Below are 23,203 nucleotides of genomic sequence, written 5' to 3'. Positions count from 1 at the left end.
CTTATCATCAGTCCGTGGGTTCCCACGTTCCGTACAGACGCCTGTATTAAGTTCATGCCACCTTTATGCCGCCCACCGTCTGGTCAGTAAACAGGTTTCCTCCAGACTTATCCCAGGTTAACGACTACCCCCTGGTTTTGATGGAATCTCTACGCTTTCGACATTTCCGTAAGTGGTTCACTTGTTCATTCATCTCCTTAATACTCACTTGACAGTTTATACTGCCTTTTCCTTAACGCTCAATACCGTGGCTTTTGACCACAGCACCTTAAGGTAGTTTGAAACCTCCACCTGTATGGCGATTTCGGCGGGCCGTCCGCCATCATCTGTACAGCATAGCTGTCTTCAAGTAGCTACGCTACTTGGACACGCCTTCGTGGCGCACTATCGTCCGCATAACGGACAAATGCCACCCCTCTTTCTTGGAATTCCTGGTCAAATTCATTCAGATAGATATTCGCTAACAGCGGCGAGATGTTTCCTCCCTGCGGCGATCCCTCCTCTGTTTCCATGACTACTCCGTTTTCTATGACTCCACTCTTTAAGTATCTTTTAATCCATTGGATTACTCGCTCGTCCTTTACTTTTCTGCGCAGGATATTTAGAAGTATCTCATGGTTGAGCGTGTCAAAGTACATGGATAAATCCAGGGATACCGCACTCGTGTATCCCTCCTCGGCATACTCTTTTACCTTCATCATGGCGTCCTTTGCACTTCTTCCCGGACGATAGCCGTAACTGTTGTCCGAAAACACCGGCTCATAGATTGGCATAAGCTGTTGGGTAATCGCTTGCTGGAATATTCGGTCTTTGACTGTTGGAATACCAAGCTTTCGTATTCCACCGTCTGGTTTGGGGATTTCCTTGCGTCTTACCGGGTCTGGGGTATATTTTCCCCTATATATTCTCTCGATAATCGCTTTTTTGATTCTCCCGAAGGTATTCACCTATTTCATCAACCGTGATTCCGTCAATTCCAGGTGCTCCCTTGTTTGCCTTTACTCTTTTAAAAGCTCTGTTTAGGTTATCCTTATCCAGTATCTTCTCCAAGAGTTCAGGCTGTGCACTGTCCCTTTCCTTCCATATCCGGTTGAAGGAGCGGTGCGCTCTCACATATCCTTCATGTTCCGCACGATTCTTTTGTGAGCAGCTTTCTGCGTTTTCTGTACCCATTCGTCCTTCCTCCTTTCCCGGTTGTACTAAAGACTCCTATTGATTCGGTCCTTCACCTCTCGGCTAGTATGACCTCTGCTGACTTCTGCATGTTCAGCACCGCCTCGTTTCCTTGTACGGTGGTTACTCCTTTCAGAGCATTTCATACAGACCTCCCCGGGTATCACACGTTTCTTTCTCTCCATCTATCTGCCACATTTACCATACATGATTCCGTGTAGTTATTGGGCTTTAACTTGTGTTGCAGTCTTACCCTCATGCATAGCCTGATGTGATTTCTGTTCGTCAGACCAGAGATTTGCCCACTGGTTCGTATGTTCCCAGTATCCGGCTTCCTTTAGATTCCACCTCACGATGGACACCCTTGCCTTCGGCTATATCCTTCCCACTACCGGGCGGATTCCGGACTTGCACCGGTTAGAAACGTGCGCCGCCGGGCGCACAACGAAAAAAGGAAGCGGATACTTCCGCTTCCTCATTTGTTCTATCTTTTATTATGCTTATTCTTCGTCAGAATATGCAGATTCACTCTCTGGTTCATCCTGTGTCTGAAGAGCCTTGATGCTTAAGCTGATCTTTCTGTCGTCTTCATTGAAGTCAACGATTCTGGCTTCTACTTCCTGGCCGATGCTTAACACATCAGATGGCTTCTCTACGTGATCTCTGGAAATCTGAGATACGTGAAGCAGTGCATCTACGCCTGGCTCCAGCTCAACGAATGCGCCGAAATCAGTCATACGTGCTACTCTTCCGCTCACTACATTGCCTGCAGCATACTTTACGGAAGCATCCTTCCAGGGATTTGTCTCAGGGAACTTTAAGCTTAAAGCAATCTTGTCGCCGTTGATGTCCTTGATCAGAACATTCACTTTCTCGCCGGCCTTGAAAGCCTTCTTCGGGCTCTCTACTCTGCCCCAGCTCATTTCTGAAATATGAAGTAAACCATCGGCTCCGCCAAGGTCGATGAACGCACCGAAATCGGTCACATTCTTAATCGTGCCTTCTACTACATCGCCTGCATGGATCTTTTCAAATAATTCTTTCTGAAGCTCGGCTCTCTTAGCAACCATGAGCTGCTTTCTGTCGCCGATGATTCTTCTTCTTCTGGGATTGAATTCTGTGATGATGAATTCGATTTCCTTATCTGCATACTTGGATAAATCCTTCTCATAAGTATCAGATACAAGGCTTGCAGGAATGAAGACTCTTGCGCCTTCTACAACCACGCTTAAACCACCGTCAAGCACCTGCACAACTTTTGCAGTCAGTACTTCGTGGTTTTCAAATGCTTCTTCCAGTTTCTTATTGCCTCTGTCTGCTGCCAGTCTCTTGTAGGAAAGGGCAACCTGGCCTTCGCCATCGTTTACCTTGATGACCTTGGCTTCCATCTCTTCTCCAACCTGTACGACAGTGGTGAGATTTAAATTCTGGTCATCCGTGTACTCGTTACGCGGGATGATGCCGTCAGACTTGTAACCTATATTCAAGACGATTTCATCTTCTTTTACGTCGATGACTTTACCAGTGACGATCTCTCCTGTACGTATAGTTTTTAATGATTCCTCTAACATTTGTTCAAAACTTAACTCTGACATTAGTATGAACCTCCTCGATAATATAATTCGGGGTTGAGGCCCCGGCTGTAATACCTACGCTGCGCACAGAATTTCCACAATCAGGATCTAAATCACCTAGTGTCTGGATATAGTAAGTGTTCTTACACTCCCTTCGGCATATATCGTACAGCTTCTGGGTATTGGAACTGCTCTTTCCGCCAATGACAATCATGGCATCCACTTCTGAAGCTATCCGCTTTGCTTCCACTTGTCTTTCCTGTGTTGCATTGCAAATCGTATTTAAAACAAGTATATCATAACTCGTTTCCGAAATTTTTTCAACTAAATCTTGAAATTTATTGTAATTAAATGTCGTCTGTGATACAATACACAGCTTTTCCCCCTCTGAAACAGGCAGAGAAAGGGCCTGTTCCGGGGTTTCTATCACTAAAGTATTGTCATTTCCCCAGCCTTTAATACCTTGTACCTCCGGGTGATTTTCATTGCCCACGATGATGAGCCGTCTTCCCGCCTCATTCTGTTCCATGGCAATCCGGTGGATTTTTTTCACAAAGGGGCAGGTTGCATCCACGATCTCGATGCCCTTTTCCTCCATGATATCATAAACCCGTTTTCCCACACCATGGGACCGGATGACCACCACTGCATCGGAAAGCCCGTCAAGCTCCTCCTCGCAGTGAATGACCTTCACTCCCTTTTCCTCTAAATCCCGGACCACTTCTTCGTTATGGATGATGGGTCCATAGATGTAGATGGGCTTGTTGTCATTTCTCTTCAACTGCTCATAAACCTGGTCCACCGCCCGTTTCACTCCAAAGCAGAAGCCAGCGGTCTTGGCTACGATCACTTCCATAGGCCGCCCTCCTTCCCTGTCTTCTCATCAAACAGCTCCAGAATCCGGTCTACGGTTTCTTCAATGTTCATGTGAGAGGTATCCAAAAGAACGGCATCCTCTGCCTGGCGAAGAGGAGAGTGTTCCCGGTTCATATCACGCCTGTCCCTCTCTATGATGTCAGCCTCGATCTCATCCAGATCGCACTTTTCTCCCTTAGCCTCCATCTCCTTATACCGGCGTATGGCCCGTACCCGGCTGTCGGCTGTCATGTATATCTTTAAATCCGCGTCAGGCAGCACACACGTTCCGATGTCCCTGCCATCCATGATGATGTTTTCCTTTAAAGCCAGCTCCCGCTGAAGCTCCACCAGCTTTTCCCGGACCGGCATGTAAACGGAAACGGCAGATGCCATGTCGCTGACTTTGGGAGTGCGGATGACTTCAGAAACATTTTCCCCGTTTAACAGCACCTGCTGAACGCCGTCCACGTAAGAAATGGTCACATTGGCGCCTAAAACCGCCTCAGAAACTGCATTTTCATCCTCCGGGGAAATCCCGTTTCTCAAAAAATGCAGGGCCATGGCGCGGTACATGGCTCCCGTATCCACATAAACAAAATGAAGCTTTTCTGCGGCAGACCTGGCAATGGTGCTCTTTCCAGCTCCCGCAGGCCCGTCAATCGCTATATTATAAACCTTTGTCATCTGACTTTGTTCTCCTCTCCGGCAGCCTTGCCCGCCGCCCATCCTGTGGACCAGGCGATCTGTAAGTTAAAGCCTCCTGTCACTGCATCTAAATCCAGCACCTCTCCGGCAAAATAAAGGCCGGGAACCAGCTTTGATTCCATGGTGGAGGGATTTACCTCCTTCACCGAAACGCCTCCCTGGGTGATTACCGCCTCGTTATAGCCTCTGAGGGACGTAAGGGTCAGGGTGAAGTTCTTGGTTGCCCGAATCAGGTTCTGCCGCTCTTCTCTCGTAATTTCATTGACCTTTTTCTCCGGTGAAATTCCGCTCAAATCGATGATAACAGGCACCAGCTTGGAAGGATATAAGTTGTTTAGGGAATTTTTAAACTGCTTATTCACAGCCTCTTCAAAATCCCTCAAAATCCTGGCGTCAAGCTGCTCCGGGGAAAGGGCGGGCTTTAAGTCAATGGAAAGAGTCAAAGGCCCTTTTTTCAGTTCCTTTGCCCCATAGCTGCTGGCGCTTAAAAGGACCGGGCCGCTGACTCCGTAATGGGTGAACAGCATTTCCCCGAATTCCTTATAAATCACCTTTTTCCCCTTTAAAATGGCCGCTTCCACATTGCGCAGGGATAAGCCCTGGAGTTCCTTGACCCATGGCTCTTCCGCTGTAAAGGGAACGAGAGCAGGGGAAAGGGAGGTGATCTTGTGACCGGCCTGTTTTGCCAGCTCATAGCCGTCTCCCGTGGAACCGGTGGCCTGATAGGATAAGCCTCCGCAGGCCACGATCACCTGATCTGCGTACACCTTCGTCTTTTTCGTTCCTTCTTTTATCACCAGTCCCTTAAGAACCCCTTCTTCCATTAAAAGGGCTTCTGCCTCCGCCCGGTAATGAACAGAAACCCCAAGGTCCAAGAGACCTTTTGTCAGAGCCCTGATCACATCCGAAGAATGGTCAGAGACCGGAAATACCCGGTTTCCCCGCTCTGTCTTTAAGTGACAGCCAAGCTCTTCCAAAAGATTCATCATATCAAAATTCGTAAAGCCGTAAAAGCTGCTGTATAAAAACTTGGCATTGGTCACCACGTTTGTAAACAGCTCCTCCACATCACAGGCATTGGTCACGTTGCACCGTCCTTTTCCCGTGATATAGATTTTCTTTCCCAGCTTCTCATTTTTCTCAAAAATGTGGACGGTGCTGCCTGCTTTGGCTGCCGCTATTCCAGCCAGCATCCCTGCAGCACCACCGCCCACGATTAAAACCGTATTCATGCATCTTCCTCTTTCTCACTTTGTTCGCTGCTTTTCTACTTTACACGAAAAAGAGGAAAAATACAAGCAATCACTAATTTTTCTTTTTTTCCTTAACCTTGGCTTCTAAGGCATCCACCACGGTCTTTAATATCTTGACCCTGGCGTAATATTTGCAGTTTCCTTCCACGACCACCCAGGGCGCACAGGCGGTTGAGGTGCGGACCAGCATTTCATCCACTGCCGCCTCATACTCATCCCATTTTTCCCGGTTTCTCCAGTCCTCTTCCGTGATCTTCCACTGCTTGGCCGGATTTTCCTGGCGCTCTTTAAACCGTTTTTCCTGTTCATCCTTATCGATGTGAAGCCAGAATTTAATGACCACTGCCCCTGCATTTGCCATGTGGGCTTCCATCTCATTGATTTCCTGGTAAGCCTGTCTCCACTCCTGTTCCCTGCAAAAGCCCTCGATCCGCTCCACCATAACCCTGCCGTACCAGGTCCGGTCAAAAATGGCGATATGGCCTGCCTTTGGCACGTTGTTCCAGAAGCGCCACAGGTAGTGATGGACCCGCTCTAAGTCATTGGGCGCTGCCGTTGGGTGGACCTTGTAGCCTCTTGGGTCCAAGTGGCCTGTCAGGCGTTTGATGGCCCCGCCCTTTCCGGCGGCATCCCAGCCCTCAAAACCTAAAACCACCGGAATCCTCAAGCGGTATATCTGGCTGTGAAGAAACTCCAGCCGTTCTTCCAGACGGTCTATTTCCTTCTTATACTCTTCCTTTGTCAGGCTCTTTGTCAAATCCACGCCGGAAAGGACCTTATTAGGGAATTTTCCGGATCGGAGAACAGCATCTGTTTTCCCTTTTTCCCCGTGAAGACGGCTTTTTTTCAATGCCTCTTCCATACAGTCCGCAACCCGCGTCATGATTTTAACAGAGCAGTAATCCTTGTCCGTGGCTTCGATGATGGTCCATGGGGAATAGTTCATGTCCGTCCGTTCCAGCATTTCCCCGCAGATTTCAATATACCGGTCATATTCCTTATTTCTGCGCCAGTCTTCCTTTGTAACCCGCCAGCCTGTATCCTTGGAGCTCTCCAGCCGTTTAAACCGCTTCTTCTGTTCCTCCTTTGAAATATAGAGAAACAGCTTGATGATAACCGTTCCACCGTCCGTAAGCTGCCGCTCAAAGGACTGGATATCGTGAAATGCCCCTCCAAGGTCCGATTCGTCCAGCCTGCCTGCAAACCGTTCCCCCGTCACCTGGCGGTACCAGCTTCGGTCAAAGACAGCAATTCTGCCGTCTGCCGGAGTTTTGGTCCAGAAACGCCATAAAAACGGGCGCATCTGCTCCTCCTCCGTTGATTTGCTGTTGGCGTATACATCAAAGCCTCTGGGGTCTAAAGCCTGGATCAGACGGTTGATCTGGGTCCCTTTTCCGGAAGCTCCAAGCCCTTCAAACACCACCATAACGGGAATCCCGGCCTCCTTGCATTCCCTCTGCAAGAGCCCAAGCCTTGCCGCCTGCTCTTCCCTTATTTTTTTACACGTTTCCTTATCCAGCTTTTCCGATAAATCAATTTTCTCCAGCATAAACCGCCCTCCTTCTCCCAAAACAGTTAAGCTTCCATTTTTTCAAACACCCTGGCAACCTCAGGCATGACCTGACTGATCTTTATCATCTGGGGACATTCCTTTTCACAGTGGTGACAGGCCCTGCACTCCTGGGCCTTGACGGAAAGAGCCCCATACCCTGACTTAGCCTCTCCCTCTCTATGGGCCGCAGTCATGTTGTAATAGGAAAATATCTCCGGTATTTCAAGGCCAAAGGGACATGGCACGCAGTAACGGCAGCCGGTACAGCCAACCAGGGCCATGGAATCAAACACTTCCTTCGCCTTTTTATAAATCTGCCCTTCCTCTTTCGTAACCATGCCCACCTGACTGCGGTCAGCATAGGAAAGATTGTCCTCAAGCTGCTGCTCGTCGCTCATGCCGCTTAAAAGCAGGCTCACCTCCGGCTGGTCCCAAAGGAAATCAAGGGCGTATTCCACCGGGGACTTATCCTCAGGAAATACCTTTTTCACGTGATCTGCCGGATTTGCCAGCCTTCCTCCGAGAAGAGGCTCCATAATGACCACAGCCATCCCCCGCTCAGCGGCCTCCTTAAGTCCCTTTGCCCCTGCCTGATGCTCCAAATCCACGTAATTGTACTGAATCTGGCAGAAATCCCAGCCATCATAATAATCTAGGATATCCTGAAATACGTCATATGAATCATGGAAGGAAAATCCAATATACTTTATTTTGCCTTCCTCCCTGGCTTTTTCCATGGCCTTTACCAGCTCAAGCTTTTTCACCTTTTCCTCAAACCGCTCCCGGCTCAAGGCGTGAAGCAAATAAAAATCAACGTGGTCTGTCTGCAGCTTTTCTAACTGCTCCTCTAAGACAGCATCAAAATCCTCCGGCTTTTCCAGCTTCCACACGGGACATTTTGTGGCGAGATACGTCTTTTCCCTGTACCCGTCTTTTAAGGCTTTCCCCACAATCCGTTCGCTTTCTCCCCTGTGGTAGGGGTATGCCGTATCAATATAATTCACTCCCTGGTCAATGGCATGACGGATCATGGCCACGGCCCGCTTCTCATCCACGCAGTCCTCATCAAGGAGTGGGAGTCTCATGGCTCCGAATCCAAGGGCTGACACTGTTATTCCTGTTTTCCCAAAATCCCTGTATTTCATGATGATCCTCCATTTGATTTATTTTACCCTTATTGTACCATATTTTACCGGCAGGCTAAAGCATTTTTTCCTATGCCTCCGGATAGTAAATGACCATGCTCAAGCGGCAGAGCTCCTCCCCTGGGTTGTGATACCGGTGGGGACAGTCTGCCCGGAAACGGATGGCTCCGCCTTCTCCTGCCCTTAAAGTTTCTCCTGCTGCCTCCACCTCCAGTTCCCCGGAAAAGATCATGAGAAATTCCTGGGTGTTTTCCGGATGAGGGTCTGCCTGTAAGGTGCTCTTCGGGTCCAGCTCAATGGAAAACATCTCAAACCGCCGTTTGCTGTCATAGGGAAAGACCGGATAATTGCGGTAATGCCCTTCATCCTCCAAAAGGGGCTGGACCATGTCCTTGTGAATCACCTCGTGCTCTGTTTCAGGGCGGCTCACCAGCTCTGTAAAGGAAACCTTAAATCCGTTTGCAATCTTCCAGACTGTGGATATGGTGGGGTTTACATCTCCCCTTTCGATCTGGCCCAGCATGCTTTTGCTGACTCCTGAGACCTTTGCCGCCATGTCCAGACTCATTTTCCTCTGTTCTCTCAGCCTCTTTAAATTTTCCGCAACAATTGAATTGATAAAATCCAAAATAATTCCCTCCCAGCTATTGACATCATAGTGCACAAATTGTATATTATATTAAACGAGTCAATATATTGTTTATTTCGTACATTATATCATATCCCAAAAAGGAGGAAAAGATTATTTATGAATTTCGCGGCATTTTTTTCTTACATAGCTTTAACGGCATTTACTCCGGGGCCAAATAACATCATGTCCATGTCCATTGCGGGCAGATACGGGTTTTGGAAAGGGCTGCGGTTTAACCTGGGTGTCTTCTTCGGTTTTCTCCTCGTCATGACCGGCTGTGCGGTCTTCACCCGGTTCTTATACAGCTTTGTCCCCGTCTTAGAGCCTGTCATGGTCTATGCGGGAGCCGCTTACATCTTATGGCTGGCCTGGACCATATGGAGAGATGCACCCCACGGGGAAGGTTCCAGACACATGGAAACCAACAGCGTATTAAACGGCATGGTTCTCCAGTTCATCAATGTAAAGGTGATTCTCTACGGCCTGACAGCCATGACCACCTTTATCCTTCCCTATTACAGGAGCATTCCTTCCCTCACGGTCTTCGTCCTCATTCTCTCCCTCATGGGGCTGGCCGGAACGTGCTGCTGGTCCCTGTTCGGAGCCGCCTTTAACCGCTTCTTTTCCAGCCACAGAAAGCTTTTAAATCTGGCCATGGCCCTTTTTCTGGCATACTGCGCCATATCCCTTGTGACGGAAAAGCTTTAACAAAAAAGACAGAAGAAAACGGCTTGACTGCCTTTCTTCTGTCTTTTTTATTTACACTTCGGTTGTAATAAATATATCGTAAATGGCCTTGATCGCCTCTTCAAAATCCGAATTCTTCACGCCGATGATAATATTCAGTTCACTGGAGCCCTGGTCGATCATCTTTACATTGACTCTGGAATGAGCCAGGGCGGAGAATATCCTTCCGGCTGTTCCTCTGGTGGCCTTCATGCCCCTTCCAACCACTGCGATCAGAGCCAGGTCTGATTCCAGTTCTACAAAATCCGGTTCCACAGCCCGGTGGATTCCTGCAATCACAGACTGCTCAAATTCCTCAAACTCAGACTGATGAACGAACACGGTCATGGTATCGATTCCTGACGGAATGTGCTCAAAGGAGATGTTGTATTTTTCAAATACCTCCAGCACCTTTCTTCCAAAGCCCACTTCAGCATTCATCATGGCCTTTTCAATGTTGATCGAGCAAAAGCCCCTCTTTCCCGCAATTCCCGTAATGGTGTAATTCGGCTTGCGGCAGGTGCTTTCCACAATCAGGGTTCCCTTGTCTTCCGGTTTGTTGGTGTTGCGGATGTTGATGGGGATTCCTTCTTTTCTCACCGGGAAAATGGCATCCTCATGAAGAACGCTGGCTCCCATATAGGCCAGCTCCCGCAGCTCCCTGTATGTAATGGTCTCGATCACCTCCGGATTGCTGATGATCCTGGGGTCTGCCACTAAAAAGCCGGAAACATCGGTCCAGTTTTCATACATATCCGCATGAATGGCCTTTGCAACGATGGAGCCTGTCACATCAGAGCCGCCTCTGGAAAATGTCTTGATGGTGCCGTCATGCTTTGCACCGTAGAAACCGGGAATGACCGCCTTATCCACGTGGGCCAGGCGCTCTCCAAGCTCCTTATTGGTGGCCTCAGTCTCAAAGATTCCGTCTTCGTCAAAGAAAATCACCTCAGCCGCATCGATGAATTCATACCCTAAGTATTCCGCCATAATGATACCGTTTAAATACTCGCCTCTGGACGCCGCATAATCACGTCCGGCTTTATTTAAGAAGTTCTCTTCAATGGCAGCGAATTCGTGATCCAGATTTAAATTCAAGTCAAGGCCGTCAATGATCTCCATGTAGCGCTCCTGAATTTTTTCCAGAATCTTTTTATAGCTTTTTCCCTCTGCAGCCGCATCGTAGCACTGATACAGTAAATCAGTAACCTTTTCATCCTTGTCACTGCGTTTGCCCGGCGCAGAAGGGACTACAAACCGTCTGGCCTTATCGGAGCGGATGATATCCCCTACCTTTTTAAACTGCCTGGCGCTGGCCAAAGAGCTTCCTCCAAATTTCACAACTTTCTTCATAATGTCGTTCTCCTCTGAACCTGGTTGGTATCTTTATGGCTTCATGAAACAAATTATGCCGAAATAATAGCTTAATTGTCCCATACTGTCAAGTATTTTTCATATAATATGAATAATTTTCCAATTTCATGCATAAATCTGCATTCCTTGAAAGCTCTACTTTCCCTCCAGCCCGTCCATTTCCCGGTTGATCTTCTCTTCGCAGGAGCGCATGGCAAGAATGGTCTTTTCAAACAGCTCGTCCAAAGACCAGCCCAGATTTTCTGCCCCTGATGCGATCACATCCCTGGAACATCCTGCTGCAAACCGCTTATCCTTATACTTTTTCTTTAAGCTGGAAACCTCTAAATCCATGGCACTTTTCGAAGGCCGCATCCGGACAGCCGCTCCGATGAGCCCGGTCAGTTCGTCTGCTGCAAACATGATCTTTTCCATCTCATGCTCCGGCTTTACATCGGAACAGAGCCCGTACCCATGGCTGCATATGGCGTGGACCAGTTCCTCTTCTGCCCCGATTTCCGCAAGCAGCTCAGGGGCCTTCTGGCAGTGCTCCTCCGGAAACTCTTCAAAGTCCACGTCGTGAAGAAGCCCGGCCATGGCCCAGAATTCCTCCTCATCGCCGTATCCCATTTCTCTGGCATACCAGCCCATAACTCCCTCTACCGTCAGTCCGTGAAGTAAATGGAAAGGTTCCTTATTATATTTCATAAGCAGATCGAGTGCCTGCTGTCTTGTAACTGATGTTTTCATAGCCTTTATTCTCCTTTTATGTGATTTTCTCAAAGATTTTCTATATCGCTTTCCCCGTACACAAGGATTCCGTTTTCCGCCAAAAGCCTGGCAGTCACACCGCTTCCCGGAATCTTTGTCCCTGAAAAGGTTCCGTCGTAAACAGTTTTGTATCCGCAGGAGGGACTTCTTTCCTTTAAAATAGCTTTCTTGCAGCCATAAAGTTCAGCCAGCTTCAAAGTCTCCTCTGCTCCCTTTAAAAAGCTGTCTGTCACATCTTTTCCGGAGCAGGTCACCACGCGGCCCGTTAAAGCTCCCTCCGCATCAGAAGATATCTGCTCCGCAGGCTCTCTTGGCGTTTCCAGACCTCCAAGCTGTTCCGGACAGACCGGAATTAAGCTGTACGTTTCCATGAGCTCCGTCACGGCCTCTTTCCTGCCGTTTCCGCCGTCATAGCGGCAGTTCACTCCCAGCAGGCAGGCGCTTACCAGAATGTTTTCCCTTTTTCCCTCCATACTCCCTCCCCTTCCTTTTAATTCCAGGTCTTCCAGGCATCCGGCTGATATCCGACAGAGGCGGCTTTTCCGTTTCTGACGATGGGCGTTTTTAATACCCCCTGATTTTCCAGAACCTTTTCATCCTTGTCCTCTTGCGCAATATATTTGATCAGTGCCAGAACATCCTTATCCTTACACCCTTCATCGAGCATGGCCTCAAGGCCTCCAACAGCCTGCTTTACGCTGTTGTACTCCCCCTTGCTCATGCCCTTTTCCTTCATGTCAATGAGCTGGTATTTCACATTGCGTTCCTTGAAATACCGTTCAGCCTTTCTGGTGTCAGCACATTTTTTTGTTCCAAATATTTGAATATTCATGATCAAAAGACCTCTTTCATGCATGTGCCGGAAAAATATTTTGACGGCACTTTATTTTTTTATTATAGCCTATCAGGTGGATTTTGCAATATTTTTTACATTTTCCGTCTATTATCAACAAATTTTTCATTTCAGACGGCTTCTATTCCATTATTCTTCTAATTTTTTTTGTGCGCCCCTAAAAAATTTTTATATTTCCAGGAATATGAATTGTTTTTGTCACGTTTATATGTTAAAATGTATGGGAATAAAGAAAGGTATAGGCCATTTCTAACAAATTTATACAAAGTACTATTGTTAAATACAATGTGTAGATTATATGATGTCAAGAGAGAGAGGTATTGTCATGTTTGTAGTTAATGTCAACGGTCAGGATTATCAGTCAGAAGAAGATCTGGGTTTAATGGATTTTCTCAGAAACAAGCTGAACATCACATCCGTTAAAAATGGATGTAAGGAGGGAGCCTGCGGAACATGTACGGTAATCGTAGATGGGAAGACAGTCCGTGCCTGCGTGCAGAAGTTATCAAAGCTGGAAGGAAAGAAGGTTCAGACCATCGAGGGCTTTACCCAGAGAGAACGGGATGTCTTTGTCTACGCCTTTGCTGCTGCGGGGGCAGTTCAGTGCGGTTTCTGTATTCCAGGTATGGTAATCAGTGGAAAATGTCTCATTGACCAGAATCCCAACCCAACCAGAGATGACGTAAAACAGGCCATCCGTACCAATATCTGCCGCTGTACCGGTTACACAAAAATAGAAGACGGTATTCTGCTGGCAGCAAAAATGTTCAATGAAAACCTGGAAGTTCCGGAACTGAAGCAGACCGGTAAGGTCGGCGAGCGGACATGCCGTGTGGATGCAGAGGCAAAGACTCTGGGTACTGCAAAATATGCAGATGACTACAACCTGGAAGGCATGCTTTACGGAAAGAACGTATTCACCAAATGTGCCAGAGCAAAAATCAACGGAATCGATGCCAGCAAGGCTCTTGCCATGCCGGGTGTTGTAGCTGTTTATACTGCAAAGGACATCCCTGGAGACAGATATATCGGCCATCTGGCTCATGACTGGCCGGGCATGATCGATGTGGGCGAAGAGACAAAGTGCATCGGCGATACACTTGCCATGGTAGTGGCTGAAACCCAGGAACAGGCTGTTGCAGCAGCAAAGGCTGTAGAAGTCGATTATGAAGAATTAGAGCCAATCCGTTCCCCAAAAGAGGCCATGATTCCCGGCGCTCATCAGGTTCACGGAGAAGGCTTTATGCAGTTTGGCAAATTCCGCATTCCGGAAAACAACCGCCTCACCCATGAAGAAGTAAAACGTGGCGATGCAGAAAAAGCAATTGCAGAGTCCAGATACGTTGTGGAAGGCACATTCTACGTTCCTCCTACAGAGCACGCTTTCATGGAGCCGGAAACAGCCGTGGGCATTCCTGACGGCGACGGGGTCAGAGTTATCACCGGAGCTCAGGGAATTTATGACGAACATCACGAATTAAGCGCATATCTTGGCATTCCTCTGGAAAAAGTAAGAATCCAGAGCGCTTATGTAGGCGGCGGCTTCGGCGGCAAGGAAGATATGAGCGTTCAGCATCAGGCAGCTCTTTGCGCTTACTTAAGCCAGAGACCTGTAAAAGTATCCTTCACACGCCAGGAGAGCATCAACTACCATCCAAAGCGTCATGCCATGGAAATCTACTGCAAGATGGGATGCGACGAAAACGGCATCATCCAGGGAATGCAGGCAAGACTTATTTCCGATACAGGAGCCTATGCTTCCTTAGGCGGTCCCGTACTTCAAAGAGCATGTACTCATGCAGGCGGACCGTATAATTATCAGAACGTTGACATCGAAGGAGATGCTTACTACACCAACAATCCTCCTGCAGGCGCATTCAGAGGCTTCGGCGTAACCCAGTCCTGTATGTCCACAGAATGTCTTATTAACGAACTGGCTGAAAAAGTGGGAATCTCCGGCTGGGAGATGCGTTACCGCAATGCCATCAGACCGGGTCAGTCCCTTCCTAACGGACAGATTGCCGATGAAGGCACAGGCATGGTAGAAACCCTGGAAGCAGTAAAAGAAGACTTCGAGAAATATGAGGCAGACCCGGATTATTATGTAGGAATTGCATCTGCCATGAAGAATGCAGGTATCGGTGTAGGTCTTGCAGACGTAGGCCGCTGTATCTTAAGAATCAAGGACGGAAAGGTTCACACCGGTTCCTCCGCTGCTGCAATCGGCCAGGGACTTCAGACCGTGACCCTGCAGATGGTCTGCGAAACGACAGGCCTCAGACCGGAACTTGTGGTTGTAGGACATCCGGATACAAAATACACACCCGACTCAGGAACGACTACCGCTTCCCGCCAGACTGTATTTACAGGAGAAGCCATCCACACGGCTGCAAAACTGCTGAAAGAAGATTTGGATGCAGGATTATCCTTAGAAGAACTGGAAGGCAAGGAGTATTACGGCGAATTCGATTTCAAGACTGATCCAATCGGAAGCGACAAGCCAAATCCGGTGAGCCACATTGCCTACGGATACGGCACACAGCTCTTTGTTCTCGACAAGGACGGAAAGGTTGTCAATGTCATTGCAGCTCATGACATCGGCAGAACCATCAACCCGCTTGCAGCAGAAGGACAGGTAGAAGGCGGCGTTGCCATGGGTCTTGGCTACGGACTGACTGAGGACTTCCCATTAAAGGACGGCATTCCTCAGGCCAAGCTGGGCACCTTAGGCCTCTTTAAAGCACCTCAGATGCCTCCTGTTGATGTCCGGTTCATTGAAAAGAATCCGTCTGACGTGGCATTCGGCGCAAAGGGTGTTGGCGAGATCGTATGCGTTATGGGAGCACCTGCTTTACAGAACGCTTATTATAAGAAGGATGGAGATTTCCGCTATAAGCTTCCTTTAGACAACACCTTCTATCGCAAACCAAAGCCCGCAAAATAAAGAACAGGTTCAAATACCCAAAAAGGGCGGAATCAACACCGCCCTTTTTTCTATAAAATATTTCATAGGAAAACGCGCAACAGCAAGAGGGGAAATCATACCATGACAGGATTTTACGAAGAATTAAAAAATGCGGATAAAAACAAAAGCCTGATCTGCCTTTCTGTCATCGAAGGGAAGGGTCTGGGGGCCAAAGCCCTTTGGTCCGGAGGAGAATTTCTGTTTCAGCAGGGGGACGAAAACGCCTTTGATGCCTTTTTGGAGAAGATCAAAGACATTGATAAGACCCAGATCATCAAAACCCCGGAAGCCACCCTGTTCTGTGAATTTGTAACGGGTGAAAAATATATGGTGGTATGCGGCGCCGGCCACATCTCCATCCCCATCATCAAAATGGGAAAAATGCTGGGATTTCACATCACAGTCATTGATGACAGAGTTTCCTTTGCCAATACAGCCAGGCGGGAAGGGGCTGACACGGTCATCTGCAAGCCGTTCAGAGAGGCTCTCTCAGAAATAGAAGGAAGTGCGGGCCATTACTTTGTCATCGTCACCAGAGGCCACCGCTACGACCAGGACTGCTTATCCCAGATCGTATACAAGAAAAATGCCTACGTGGGCATGATCGGAAGCAAGGTCAGGGTAAGGCTTGTAAAGGAATCCCTGGAGGATGAAGGAATTGACAGGGAGCTTTTGGACAAGGTCTACACTCCCATCGGTTTAAAGATCAACGCCCAGACCCCGGAGGAAATCGCCGTAGCCATTATGGCTGAGATCATACAGGTGAAAAATCAGAGTAAAAGCACCTTTGGATACCCCAAGGAAATCCTGGAAGGGCTTACCTCCTTGGAGCTTTCAGACATGCCAAAAGCGCTGATCACCATAGTTTCCAGAAAGGGCTCTGCCCCCAGGGATGTGGGCTCCAAGATGATCGTAATGGCAGACGGAACCGCCATGGGAACCGTAGGCGGCGGCTGTGTGGAGGCAGATGTCTGTGCCATTGCAAGAGAGGTGGCAAAGGATAAAATCCCCGTGTTAAAAAGTGTGGATATGACCCCCGGAAATGCGGAAGATGAAGGCATGGTGTGCGGCGGAATTGTGGAAGTATATATAGAACCGGTCCTGTAACTGCTCTTATTTTATCGATAAAAACAATGACATTTCGTCAAAAATATAGTATACTCCAATCGAGAGATACGTGACAAACCGATAAAAGAAAGGATGGCTGCACCATGTATTGTGTGAAAAATATTACAGACGACTTATTCTGGGTTGGCGGAAATGACCGCCGTCTGGCCCTGTTTGAAAATGCTTATCCCATTCCAAGGGGGATTTCCTATAATTCCTATCTTCTGTTAGATGAAAAGACTGTGCTTTTTGACACCGCTGACCGGGCTATTTCCGGACAGTTTTTGGAAAATGTAGAAGCTGTCCTGGGGGGCAGAAACTTAGATTACATCATCGTCAACCACATGGAACCGGACCACTGCGCCACGTTAGGGGAGATCGTCAGAAGGTACCCGGACATCAAGGTGGTGTGCAATGTCAAGACTGTGCCGATTATCAACCAGTTCTATGAATTCGGCGTGGATTCCAGAGCCATCGTCATAAAGGAAGGAGAGACTTTCTCCTCAGGAAAGCATAACTTCACCTTTTTTATGGCTCCCATGGTTCATTGGCCTGAGGTTATGGTCACCTATGATACGACAGATAAAATCCTGTTTTCTGCCGATGCCTTCGGAACATTCGGCGCCATAAACGGAAACTTATTCGCTGATGAAGTGAACTTTGAGCGGGACTGGCTTGACGATTCCAGAAGATATTACTCCAATATCGTAGGAAAATACGGCCCTTCCACCCAGACGCTCTTAAAGAAGATCACTCCGCTGGAGATTCAGTTCCTCTGCCCTCTTCACGGGCCCGTATGGCGCGAGAACATCGCATGGTACATGGACAAGTACCAGTTATGGAGCACCTACGAACCGGAAGAAAAGGCCGTCCTAATCGCTTACGGCTCCATTTACGGCAACACGGAAAACGCTGCCAACATCCTGGCCTGCCGTCTGGCAGAACGGGGCGTCCGCAACATTGCCATGCATGACGTGTCCGTAACCCACCATTCCGTTCTCATGTCAGAAGCATTCCGCTGCAGCCACCTGGTATTCGCTTCTTCCACCTATAACGCAGGCGTGTTCAGCGGCATGGAGCACTTACTTACAGACATGAAAAACCACAACGTGCAAAACCGCACCGTTGCCCTTATGGAAAACGGCTCCTGGGGCGTTATGGCAGGCAAAAAGATGACGGAAATCCTTTCAGAAATGAAAAACATGACCATTCTGGATCAGATCGTGACGATCAAGTCTTCTGTGAAAGAGGACCAGCTTTCTGAAATCGCAGCTCTGGCAAACACCATTGCGGAAACCTTAAAATAAACTTCAAAGAAGCAGGAGAGACAGCTATTTTCAGCTATCCCCCCTGCTTCTTTCTTTATAAATCAGGAAAATTTTAAGCCTGGCCTTTTGGAACCAGCCGCAGTTGAAAGGTGAACTCTGTTTCATCAAAAGCATATTTTCTCAAAAGTTCCGGTCCGCAGCTTGCCGACCCGATTCCGTTCTGGCGGTAATCCAGGCAGAAGACTGTAAAGCCGGAGGGAACCAGCTCGTAATTATGAGCTTTTTCCGTCAGTTCCTCCTGGGTATACTCCGATGTCTGGAAGGAAAAAGGTCTGTCCCCAACGGCTGTTAAGGAGACGGACGGACCAGTCACCGTTACAAAGTCACAATCACTTCTGCTTCCATTTTCCTGGGGCCTGATATAATCCTCGTGCATATCTTTCACTGCGGCAGAAAACAGGCCATGGAAACTGGCGTTTTGCTTATCCATATAATTTTCCGCAGGTCCCAGTCCGTAATAAACCACTTTCTCCATTTCCTTTGGAAGAAACAGGCGGAGGCCAAATCTTGGAAGCTCCGGAAATTCCCCGTCTTTTTTCACTTCCAGCTTCACATCCACAGCTCCGTCAGCTCCGATGGTCCACAAAGCCTGAATATTTAAAATTCTCTGAATCACCACTGCTGTTACCGAAAGGATGGTCTTTATCTCTATCCGGCCTTCCGTTCTCTGCCAGGAGGTTTCATAGGCTCTGGATATGGCCCGGTCATAGTGGGCTGTCATCCACTTTCTTTTTAGGTTTCTGTCATTGTCTATCGGAGCTCTCCAAATATTATATTCCATGGGCCTTTCCAGAATCCTGCTGTTTTCAAAGCACATATCGCGAAAAGCTCCGGTCAGCTTATTATAAGTATAGACAAAATCCTCCCCTGTTACTGTCAGATAACGGTCATCCTCTTTGACTTCCAGGGCTTTTTGCCTGTCTTTTCCTGTTTCCCCGGCTTTTAGCAGCTCTGCCTTGGTCTGATTTCTCATATCATCATTTTCCAACAGGATTTCATCAAATCCCAACATACTGCCTGGGGCAAGCAAAGGGGTTTCCTTCTTCGAAAAATAGTTCACCTTCAAATAACACCTTCCTGCTGCCGGAACCTCAAAGTCCAGAGCCACCCTTCCTTCTCCGTGAGGCTCAATATCCGGCATGGCACTTTCCTCAACACGCTCCCTGATTACGGAACTGCCGTCACAGGTCACTTCATATTCAAGAATTCCGTAATCCTTAAAATTTTCAAAATCCATGTAATTATGAAGAACCAGCTCCTTCTTCTCCTGGTCAAAGGAAACCACTCTTGCGGGGCGGTGAACATTTTTAAATTCCATCAGCCCGGTATGGGGCCTCCGGTCCGGATACACCAGGCCATCCATGCAGAAATTGCCGTCATGCGGATACTCTCCATGATCCCCACCGTATAAATACATGGATTTTCCGTCTGAGCTCCTGCCTTTGTATACGGCATGGTCGCACCACTCCCATACAAAGCCGCCGCAGCTTTCCTCGTATTGGTCAAACACCTGAAAATAATCCTCAATATCTCCCGGCCCATTGCCCATGGCATGACTGTACTCGCACTGGATAAAGGGCTTTCCAGCCTTTCTTCCCATATATTCATGGATTTCCTCCAGACTAGCATACATTCGGCTGTACAAATCCAGATTGGAAAAATCATATTCCTTATCCTTGGAACGGTAGCGGGCTGCTTCATAATGAGTGAGCCGGGACGGGTCAAAAGCCTTGGTCCAGGCCAGAGCCGCCTCAAAGGTGCAGCCATAGGCGGATTCATTTCCCATGGACCAGATCACCACACTGGGACGGTTCTTGTCACGGTTTACCAAAAGCTTTGTCCGGTCTACCGTCGCTTCTATAAATTCCGGGTTATCCGCAATGGCCCTATTCCAGCGTTCCTGCCACTCCTCCAGGAAGTTTTCCATGTAAATGTACGCAGGGCCGTGGCTCTCATTATCCGCCTCATCCATGACATAAAAGCCATACTGGTCGCATAGCTGGTAAAACTGAGGCACATTGGGATAATGGCTGGTGCGGATAGCATTGACGTTGTGCTCCTTCATAAGCCTCATATCTCTTTTTATCTGCTCCAGGCTGATGACAAATCCTGTTACAGGGTCGCTGTCATGGCGGTTCACCCCCCTGAATTTGATCTTCTCCCCATTAAAATAAACCACGCCATCCCTTGCAGTGATCTCCCGGATTCCCAGGCGGTCGGTGATCACCTCATGCCCGCATTTCAAAATAAGGGTGTAAAGGTAAGGCTGTTCTGCATTCCAAAGCTTTGGGTTATCTACGGTTAAGAGCACCCTCCCCGCTTCGGGAATGCCTTCCCAGATTCCCGCCGGCTCCCCTTCTCCATCATATACTTCCAGCCTTAAGGGCTGCTCCTGGTCAAAAAAAGTGATGTCAGCCTGAAGCTCTGCCTGTTTCCCTCTTACGGCAGTTGTAATAAAATAATCGAATATACCCTGCCGGGGCCTCTTTAACAGATATACATCCCGGAAAATCCCCGTCATCCGGAACTTATCCTGATCCTCCATATAGCTTCCGTCACACCATTTCAAAACAAGGACAGCCAGGGTATTGTCTCCTTCCCGGAGCAATTCCGTCACATCAAATTCGCTGGCGGCATGGGATACCTGGCTGTACCCCACATAGGTTCCGTTAAGCCATAAGTAAAAGCAGGAATCCACGCCTTCAAAATTCAGGCAGGCTCTTGGTGCCTTCTCCTCCCTTTGATAGTCAAAACGATGGACATAAGCCCCGCACGGATTTTCAGCCGGAACATAGGGCGAGTCCATGGGAAATGGATACCGGGTGTTTGTATACTGATGGTTGCCATAGCCATAATTTTGGATGCAGCCGGGAACAGGAATCTCATCAAACCCGGAAGTGTCATAGCCCTCCCGGAAAAACTCCTCCTCTGCATCATAAATGCTGTCAAAATAACGGAATTTCCAGTTTCCGTTTAAAAGCTGGAACCGGTCCGAATTCTCCCGGTGCTCAACCAGATCCTGACGGACCTGGGAGGCTGGAATATAATAGGCTCTGCCGGCCATGGTGTTTTCATGAAGCACCTGCAGGTTTTCATAGTGTCTGGGTACGATCATATTTGATTTCTCCTCATATTATCTAAAATAATAGCCTTCACGGTTCTCCTCTCAGGCTTCTTCTGATGATCACTGTTTCATAGGGCGCCATTTCACCCCTCCCCGAAATCTCTCCCAACAGCAGCCTTCCCTCTGAAAAGCTGTTTAAAAGCTCTTGTTCCAGCATAGCGGGCGTTTGGCTGAAGTTCTGTAAAAACAGATACTCATACTGCTCTGATTCTCTGGAGGTCACTTCAACCTCCTCCGGGATGCTTCCTTCCACAAGAGGTCTGATTCCGGCTTCATCAACCGCCTTCCGGAATAAGTCATCATAAAAATCCTGTCCGGCATCCGCACATACATAATAGGCATCCCCTTTTCCATAGCTGTTTCTTGTGAGAGCCGGATATCCTTTATAAAAATCAGTTTCATATACCATAAGAACTTCTGCCCCTTCCAGCTTCACCAGATCACAGAGATTGCGGCACTCATACCGCTTCCCCTTTTCCCCGGATACAGGGACCATATAATTGCGCTCCCAGTCATAGAGGCCGTCAATTTCCGCACTGCGAAGCCCCACCACCTCCCTGAGTCCATGAGGAGTTCCTCCAAGAAAGCACCTGTCTGCTTCATCCACAATTCCGGACCAATAGGTAGTGACCAGTTGTCCGCCGCTGCGCACAAATTCTTCCATTTTCTCCCCGATTTTGCTGCGGTATAAATAAAGCATGGGAGCCGCAACAAGCCGGTAATCCTCCAGGCTGTCCTCCATAGTAATCACGTCCACATTAAATCCCAGTTTTTTAATGGCACTGTAAACCTTTACGCAGGTTTCATGATAATAAAGCCCTTTATTTCTTGGACCCTGGGTATCTTCTATTGCCCAGCGGTTTTCTGCATCATAGATCAGGGCTACTCTGGGCCTGACCCCTGTTCCGGCCAGTTCCCCCAGGAGGGCCAGCTCTTTTCCTATGGCTTTCACCTCTTCAAATACCCTGGTGTCTGTCTTTCCATAATGGTCAATGACCGCCCCATGAAATTTTTCTGAACTTCCCCGGCTTTGGCGTATCTGAAAATACAAAACGCTGTCAGACCCATGAGCAACTGCCTGCCAGGAAGCCAGCTTTAAGAGGCCCGGCTTTTTCAGCTTGCTGACTCCCTGCCAGTTGGGGCTGCCGGGGCAGGATTCCATGAGCAAAAAAGGCTTCTTCTTTAAGCTTCTCATGTAATCATGCTGCATTCCGTTGTCTCTGGCCGTAAGAACTTCCTTTTCCTTATGCCATAAGGGATACGTATCCCAGGAAACCACATCAACCTCCTGAGACAGCTTCTTATAATTGAGCCCCCGGTAATCATACATGAGATTGGTTGTGACTGGCTGGGCTGCCCCCGCCTCTTTTAAAGAATCGATCTCCCACTTAAGAAAATCTGCGGTCTGGTCCGTCACAAACCGTTTCCAGTCCAGATTTAACCCATGAACCATGCTCTCTCCTATGGAAGACGGGCTTTCCACCTGGTCAAAGGACTGGTACACATGGCTCCAGAAGGCAGTACACCAGCTCCGGTTTAAGCGATCAACGGAACCATACCTCTTTTCCAGCCATTTGCGGAAGGCGGCCTGACACAAAGGGCAGTGACATTCCCCTCCGTATTCATTGGAAATATGCCACATGCGGACTCCGGGATGGGATTTAAATTCCTCTGCCAGACGTTCATTTACCAGCTTTACCTTTTCCCTGTAAACGGGAGAGGTATAACAGTGATTGTGACGCCTTCCAAACAATTGGCGACGCCTCATCTCATCCACTCTTAAGACCTCCTCATATTGATCTGCCAGCCATTTGGGCCGGGCGCCGGAAGGGGTTCCCAATATGGTGTAAATTCCCTGTTCATATAGCTTATTGACCCGGTCCTTTAACCATGATAGCCGGAACCTGCCTTCCTCCGGTTCCAGAAATGACCAGGAAAACATCCCCATGGTGACTGTATTGATTCCCGCTTCTTTCATATATTCCAGATCATTTTCAAGGATCTCCGGCTCCTCAAGCCACTGCTCCGGATTATAATCTCCCCCGTGCCATAAACTGCCATGTCTCATATTCAGCCTCTCCTTTT

17 protein-coding genes and 1 pseudogene are annotated in these 23,203 nt (G+C 48.3%); 4 read left to right on the top strand and 14 right to left on the bottom strand.

The window, feature by feature from the left end; all coding sequences use genetic code 11:
- Positions 1–386 precede the first annotated feature (386 nt).
- The 8 genes and pseudogenes from ltrA to QM657_RS02125 all read right to left on the bottom strand — a co-directional run.
- Positions 387–1,173, bottom strand: a pseudogene (gene ltrA / locus QM657_RS02160) (group II intron reverse transcriptase/maturase); the annotation flags it as partial.
- A 500-nt stretch (positions 1,174–1,673) separates the two neighbouring features.
- On the bottom strand, positions 1,674–2,768 hold the full coding sequence (rpsA, locus tag QM657_RS02155) for a 30S ribosomal protein S1 (RefSeq protein ID WP_415064880.1): 1,095 nt from the start codon (positions 2,766–2,768) through the stop codon (positions 1,674–1,676).
- Entirely contained in the window at positions 2,749–3,603 is an 855-nt protein-coding gene (ispH, locus tag QM657_RS02150; RefSeq protein ID WP_415064879.1) for a 4-hydroxy-3-methylbut-2-enyl diphosphate reductase, read from the bottom strand. The genes rpsA and ispH overlap by 20 nt, the downstream gene beginning before the upstream one ends.
- Positions 3,594–4,289, bottom strand: coding sequence for a (d)CMP kinase (cmk, locus tag QM657_RS02145; RefSeq protein WP_415064878.1), 696 nt, complete (start codon positions 4,287–4,289; stop codon positions 3,594–3,596). The genes ispH and cmk overlap by 10 nt, the downstream gene beginning before the upstream one ends.
- On the bottom strand, positions 4,286–5,542 hold the full coding sequence (locus QM657_RS02140; protein ID WP_415064877.1) for an NAD(P)/FAD-dependent oxidoreductase: 1,257 nt from the start codon (positions 5,540–5,542) through the stop codon (positions 4,286–4,288). The genes cmk and QM657_RS02140 overlap by 4 nt, the downstream gene beginning before the upstream one ends.
- Before the next feature lie 73 nt (positions 5,543–5,615).
- On the bottom strand, positions 5,616–7,112 hold the full coding sequence (pap, locus tag QM657_RS02135; RefSeq protein ID WP_415064876.1) for a polyphosphate:AMP phosphotransferase: 1,497 nt from the start codon (positions 7,110–7,112) through the stop codon (positions 5,616–5,618).
- A 26-nt stretch (positions 7,113–7,138) separates the two neighbouring features.
- Positions 7,139–8,260 carry an aldo/keto reductase gene (locus tag QM657_RS02130; RefSeq protein ID WP_415064875.1) on the bottom strand — a complete coding sequence of 374 codons (1,122 nt, stop codon included), beginning with the start codon at positions 8,258–8,260 and terminating at the stop codon, positions 7,139–7,141.
- A gap of 70 nt (positions 8,261–8,330) precedes the next feature.
- Positions 8,331–8,888 (bottom strand): helix-turn-helix domain-containing protein, encoded by a 558-nt coding sequence (locus QM657_RS02125; RefSeq protein WP_415064874.1) that lies wholly within the window; start codon positions 8,886–8,888, stop codon positions 8,331–8,333.
- 120 nt (positions 8,889–9,008) lie between these two features.
- On the opposite strand from QM657_RS02125, the gene QM657_RS02120 reads away from it, so the two are divergent.
- The gene (locus tag QM657_RS02120; RefSeq protein ID WP_415064873.1) at positions 9,009–9,599 is read left to right on the top strand and encodes a LysE family transporter; all 591 of its coding nucleotides are present in this window, start codon (positions 9,009–9,011) and stop codon (positions 9,597–9,599) included.
- Between the two features lie 51 nt (positions 9,600–9,650).
- Here QM657_RS02120 and QM657_RS02115 read toward each other — a convergent pair whose 3' ends face one another.
- From QM657_RS02115 to QM657_RS02100, 4 genes are all read right to left on the bottom strand, one after another.
- Complete coding sequence (locus QM657_RS02115; RefSeq protein ID WP_415064872.1) at positions 9,651–10,970, bottom strand: aspartate kinase; 1,320 nt, start codon at positions 10,968–10,970, stop codon at positions 9,651–9,653.
- A gap of 156 nt (positions 10,971–11,126) precedes the next feature.
- The gene (locus QM657_RS02110; protein ID WP_415064871.1) at positions 11,127–11,720 is read right to left on the bottom strand and encodes a hydrolase; all 594 of its coding nucleotides are present in this window, start codon (positions 11,718–11,720) and stop codon (positions 11,127–11,129) included.
- Positions 11,721–11,749: 29 nt separating this feature from the next.
- Entirely contained in the window at positions 11,750–12,214 is a 465-nt protein-coding gene (locus QM657_RS02105) for a DUF523 domain-containing protein (protein ID WP_415064870.1), read from the bottom strand.
- Between the two features lie 17 nt (positions 12,215–12,231).
- Entirely contained in the window at positions 12,232–12,573 is a 342-nt protein-coding gene (locus QM657_RS02100) for an arsenate reductase family protein (RefSeq protein ID WP_415064869.1), read from the bottom strand.
- Positions 12,574–12,919: 346 nt separating this feature from the next.
- Here QM657_RS02100 and xdh point away from each other — a divergent pair, with 346 nt between their 5' ends.
- The 3 genes from xdh to QM657_RS02085 all read left to right on the top strand — a co-directional run bounded on the left by xdh (position 12,920) and on the right by QM657_RS02085 (position 17,973).
- A complete protein-coding gene (gene xdh, locus QM657_RS02095) occupies positions 12,920–15,538 on the top strand; it encodes a selenium-dependent xanthine dehydrogenase (protein ID WP_415064868.1) in 2,619 nt (872 codons plus the stop codon).
- A 102-nt stretch (positions 15,539–15,640) separates the two neighbouring features.
- The gene (locus tag QM657_RS02090) at positions 15,641–16,666 is read left to right on the top strand and encodes an XdhC family protein (RefSeq protein WP_415064867.1); all 1,026 of its coding nucleotides are present in this window, start codon (positions 15,641–15,643) and stop codon (positions 16,664–16,666) included.
- A gap of 104 nt (positions 16,667–16,770) precedes the next feature.
- A complete protein-coding gene (locus QM657_RS02085) occupies positions 16,771–17,973 on the top strand; it encodes an FprA family A-type flavoprotein (protein ID WP_415064866.1) in 1,203 nt (400 codons plus the stop codon).
- Between the two features lie 73 nt (positions 17,974–18,046).
- Here QM657_RS02085 and QM657_RS02080 read toward each other — a convergent pair whose 3' ends face one another.
- The gene (locus tag QM657_RS02080) at positions 18,047–21,109 is read right to left on the bottom strand and encodes a glycoside hydrolase family 2 TIM barrel-domain containing protein (protein ID WP_415064865.1); all 3,063 of its coding nucleotides are present in this window, start codon (positions 21,107–21,109) and stop codon (positions 18,047–18,049) included.
- Positions 21,110–21,146: 37 nt separating this feature from the next.
- A complete protein-coding gene (locus QM657_RS02075) occupies positions 21,147–23,186 on the bottom strand; it encodes a beta-galactosidase (RefSeq protein WP_415064864.1) in 2,040 nt (679 codons plus the stop codon).
- Between the last annotated feature and the right edge of the window lie 17 nt (positions 23,187–23,203).

This window comes from Lacrimispora sp. (assembly GCF_047605665.1).
Classification (GTDB): Bacteria; Bacillota; Clostridia; order Lachnospirales; family Lachnospiraceae; genus Lacrimispora.
Note: the sequence above shows the minus strand (reverse complement) of the source record. Positions and strands in the feature narration are given on the sequence as shown.

Bases quoted from the DNA above. Each gene is read 5' to 3' on its own strand.
- xdh (WP_415064868.1), top strand. From the start codon at position 12,920: ATGTTTGTAGTTAATGTCAACGGTCAGGATTATCAGTCAGAAGAAGAT.
- QM657_RS02115 (WP_415064872.1), bottom strand. From the start codon at position 10,970: ATGAAGAAAGTTGTGAAATTTGGAGGAAGCTCTTTGGCCAGCGCCAGG.
- QM657_RS02110 (WP_415064871.1), bottom strand. From the start codon at position 11,720: ATGAAAACATCAGTTACAAGACAGCAGGCACTCGATCTGCTTATGAAA.
- cmk (WP_415064878.1), bottom strand. From the start codon at position 4,289: ATGACAAAGGTTTATAATATAGCGATTGACGGGCCTGCGGGAGCTGGA.
- QM657_RS02090 (WP_415064867.1), top strand. From the start codon at position 15,641: ATGACAGGATTTTACGAAGAATTAAAAAATGCGGATAAAAACAAAAGC.
- QM657_RS02100 (WP_415064869.1), bottom strand. From the start codon at position 12,573: ATGAATATTCAAATATTTGGAACAAAAAAATGTGCTGACACCAGAAAG.
- QM657_RS02085 (WP_415064866.1), top strand. From the start codon at position 16,771: ATGTATTGTGTGAAAAATATTACAGACGACTTATTCTGGGTTGGCGGA.
- QM657_RS02080 (WP_415064865.1), bottom strand. From the start codon at position 21,109: ATGATCGTACCCAGACACTATGAAAACCTGCAGGTGCTTCATGAAAAC.
- rpsA (WP_415064880.1), bottom strand. From the start codon at position 2,768: ATGTCAGAGTTAAGTTTTGAACAAATGTTAGAGGAATCATTAAAAACT.
- QM657_RS02130 (WP_415064875.1), bottom strand. From the start codon at position 8,260: ATGAAATACAGGGATTTTGGGAAAACAGGAATAACAGTGTCAGCCCTT.
- QM657_RS02140 (WP_415064877.1), bottom strand. From the start codon at position 5,542: ATGAATACGGTTTTAATCGTGGGCGGTGGTGCTGCAGGGATGCTGGCT.
- QM657_RS02075 (WP_415064864.1), bottom strand. From the start codon at position 23,186: ATGAGACATGGCAGTTTATGGCACGGGGGAGATTATAATCCGGAGCAG.
- ispH (WP_415064879.1), bottom strand. From the start codon at position 3,603: ATGGAAGTGATCGTAGCCAAGACCGCTGGCTTCTGCTTTGGAGTGAAA.
- QM657_RS02105 (WP_415064870.1), bottom strand. From the start codon at position 12,214: ATGGAGGGAAAAAGGGAAAACATTCTGGTAAGCGCCTGCCTGCTGGGA.
- QM657_RS02120 (WP_415064873.1), top strand. From the start codon at position 9,009: ATGAATTTCGCGGCATTTTTTTCTTACATAGCTTTAACGGCATTTACT.
- pap (WP_415064876.1), bottom strand. From the start codon at position 7,112: ATGCTGGAGAAAATTGATTTATCGGAAAAGCTGGATAAGGAAACGTGT.